Annotated in this window: 1 protein-coding gene; it reads left to right on the top strand. The window is 67.1% G+C overall.

Annotated features, from left to right (window positions below; genetic code table 11):
- Nucleotides 1-492: 492 nt before the first annotated feature.
- The gene (locus ABLI39_RS17270; RefSeq protein ID WP_349414785.1) at nucleotides 493-2,853 is read left to right on the top strand and encodes an HAD-IC family P-type ATPase; all 2,361 of its coding nucleotides are present in this window, start codon (nucleotides 493-495) and stop codon (nucleotides 2,851-2,853) included.
- The last annotated feature ends 173 nt before the right edge of the window (nucleotides 2,854-3,026 follow it).

The raw sequence follows: 3,026 nt of genomic DNA, 5'->3' as shown, positions 1-3,026 counted from the left end.
GTCGAGGATCGCTCCGGAGCAACTTTTCAAACTTACCCGGTCCCAGCCTGCGAAGCAAATCAGCGTTTCCGCGACCTACATCAGCAGACGAACCAGCCCCACCAGAATTCTCCTGGCGCCTGAGGCGACGGAAGACCTTGGTTTTGAATTATTTTGGGGGGTTGGCCGCCTCCGGTACTCCAGCATTTCCGCTGGTCTCCCTCGTGGCGACTTAGAAAACAATACACCCAGCCGGCGGCAATCGCAAACCCGCCCCGGAGCCGTCCCTCCAGCTGCCCAATGGCCGTGAAATCCCGCGCCGGTCCGCCCAACACGGGGCCGCGCCGGGCTCCGCGCACCCGCCCGTCCCTGGCCGGCGTCGTCGATTTCCGGTGGATCCGGGCCGTAAGCTCCATCGCTTCCGTCCCCCGGGCCGGTTACCATCGGGGGGTGAGGGCACAACCCCGGCGCCAGAACCCCGCTCTGCTCCATCGGCGTGTCTCCGGTCCCGCCGTGAACGGACTTTCGCACCATGAGGTCGCTGCCCGCATTGAAAGTGGCCTGGACAACCGTGTGCCCGACAAGACCAGCCGGAGCCTGTGGCAGATTTTTCGGGCCAACGTCCTGACGCTGTTCAACGCGATCGTCGGCACGAGTTTTCTGGTGCTGCTGCTCTTGGGTCGCTGGCAGGACGCGCTGTTTGGGCTGGCAGCCGCGGGCAATGCGGTGATCGGCGTGGTCCAGGAGTTCAGGGCGAAGAGATCCCTGGACCGCCTCGCCGTGTTGGACGCCCCGCGGGCGAGGGTGCTGCGCGACGGCCAGATCCTCGAGATCGCCACGGCCGAGGTCGTACGGGATGACGTCCTGGTCCTGCGCGCCGGGGACCAGGTCACCGCGGACGCTTCGGTGCTCGACGCGGCCGGGCTGGAGGCCGACGAATCCCTCCTTACCGGCGAATCGGATCCGATCGACAAGGATGCCGGCTCGGAAGTGCTTTCGGGATCCATCATCGTGGCAGGCCACGGCAAAGCCCGGGTAGTCCGGGTGGGAGCCGAGTCCTTCGCCAGCCGGCTCACGGCAGATGCGCGCCGGTTCTCGCTGGTGGACTCGGAGATCCGTAACAGCCTCAACCGTGTCCTGCGCTGGATCGCCTGGGGAATCCTGCCCGTCGCCGTCGTGGTGATCAACGGCGAACTGCAGTCACGGGGCGGCTGGCAAGACGCCCTTGCCACCGGCGCCTGGACCGGGGCCATGGTGGGCGTCATCGCCAGTGTGATTGCCATGGTTCCGCTGGGTCTCGTGCTGCTGACCAGCGTGGCGTTTGCCGTCGGCGGACTCCGGCTGGCCGGCCACAAGGTGCTCATTCAGGAGCTCGCAGCTGTGGAAGGACTCGCCCGGGTGGACATCCTGTGCATGGACAAGACCGGCACCCTGACCGAGGGGGGTCTCAAATTCGACGCCGTCCACCAGTTGACTCCCTCGCCCGACGCCGGCTGGCAGCAGGCCCTCGGTTGGTTTGCCACCGAACCCGAGGCGAACGCGACGGCCCGGAGCCTTGCCACCGCTTTTGAGGACGACGGCGGCTTCCAGTCGGTCTCCTATGTTCCGTTTTCCTCCTCGCGGAAGTGGAGCGGGGTCTCTTTCGGCAGCAGCAACGGCACAACGCCCACTTGGATTCTTGGGGCACCGGAAATGGTCCTTGCACCAGCGGGCCACGCCGGCGTCCTGGGACAGGCCGGCGAGCTGGCACGGGCGGGTCTGCGGACGCTGCTCCTGGCCGGAGCTGACGGGCTGCCGGCAGCGGGCAAGGTGGCGACGCTGCCCGCCGGACTCCGGCCCGTAGCGCTCCTGACGTTCCGGGAGCAACCCCGTTCAGACGCCCGGGAAACCCTGGAATTCTTCCGCGCCGAGGGCGTCGAGGTGAAAATCATTTCGGGCGACGATCCGCGGACCGTCGCCGCCATCGCCCGCCGGGTTGGCGTCGACGTGACGGATGGCTTCGACGCCCGCGAGCTGCCGGAGGACCCTCAGCTGCTCGAGGAGGTCATGGGCCGCAACACGGTGTTCGGCCGGGTTAGCCCCGACCAGAAGAAGGACATGGTCACCGCTCTTCAACGGCTAGGACACACCGTGGCCATGACCGGGGACGGAGTAAACGACGCGCTCGCCCTCAAGACGGCGGACCTTGGCATAGCCATGGATTCGGCCGCGCCCGCCACCAAAGCGGTGTCGCGTTTGGTCCTGCTCGACGGGCGCTTCGACCGGCTCCCGGAGGTGCTGGCGGAAGGCCGCCGGGTCATCGCAAACATCGAACGGGTCTCGAGCCTTTTTCTCAGCAAGACCGCCTATTCGATTGCCATTGCGGTCACTTTCGGGCTGATGCAGTGGCCCTTCCCGTTCCTCCCCCGCCAACTGTCCTTCACCGACGGCCTGACTATCGGCATCCCCGCCTTCTTCCTGGCGCTCATGCCCAACGCCCGCCGGTACAAGCCAGGTTTCCTGCGCCGTTCCCTCTGGTTCTCCGTGCCGGCGGGGCTGATCGTCGCGGCCGCCCTGCTGGCGCTGAACGGGATCGCGCTCTCAGGAGAGACGACGCCGGAGACCTTGGGATCCGCTTCGGTCCTCACCCTCTCGGTGGTGGGACTCTGGATCCTTGCGGTCGTGTCCCGGCCGCTCAACACAGGCCGGGTGGGGGTGCTGGCGGCGATGTGCGCTGCGCTCGTGATCCTGCTCAACCTCCCCCTGGCACAGGAGTTCTTCATCCTGTCCTGGCCGCCCGCCAGCCTGTTGCTGGCCGCTCTGGCCGCCGGCCTTGGCGGCGGTCTCGCGATTGAACTCCTGGCATGGCTACACAGACGGAAGTTCCCCCGCTGACGAGTCCGACGCCGATCTTCGCGGCCCACTCCCGACGCTCCCGCAGCTCTGGCCGCTTCCCACCCGACGCTCCCGCAGGTCTGGCGGCTTCCCACCCAACGCTGCTCCAGGTCTGGAGGGGTGCGGCCAACGGCGCTGGGACGTTTTGTGGTTAAAGGGGGAGAGCCTCCAAC

Origin of the sequence: Pseudarthrobacter sp. B907 (genome assembly GCF_040137805.1) — a bacterium.
In the GTDB taxonomy this organism is placed as follows: domain Bacteria; phylum Actinomycetota; class Actinomycetes; order Actinomycetales; family Micrococcaceae; genus Arthrobacter.
The sequence above is the reverse complement of the archived record's forward strand: the minus strand, read 5'-3'. Positions and strand labels throughout refer to the sequence as shown.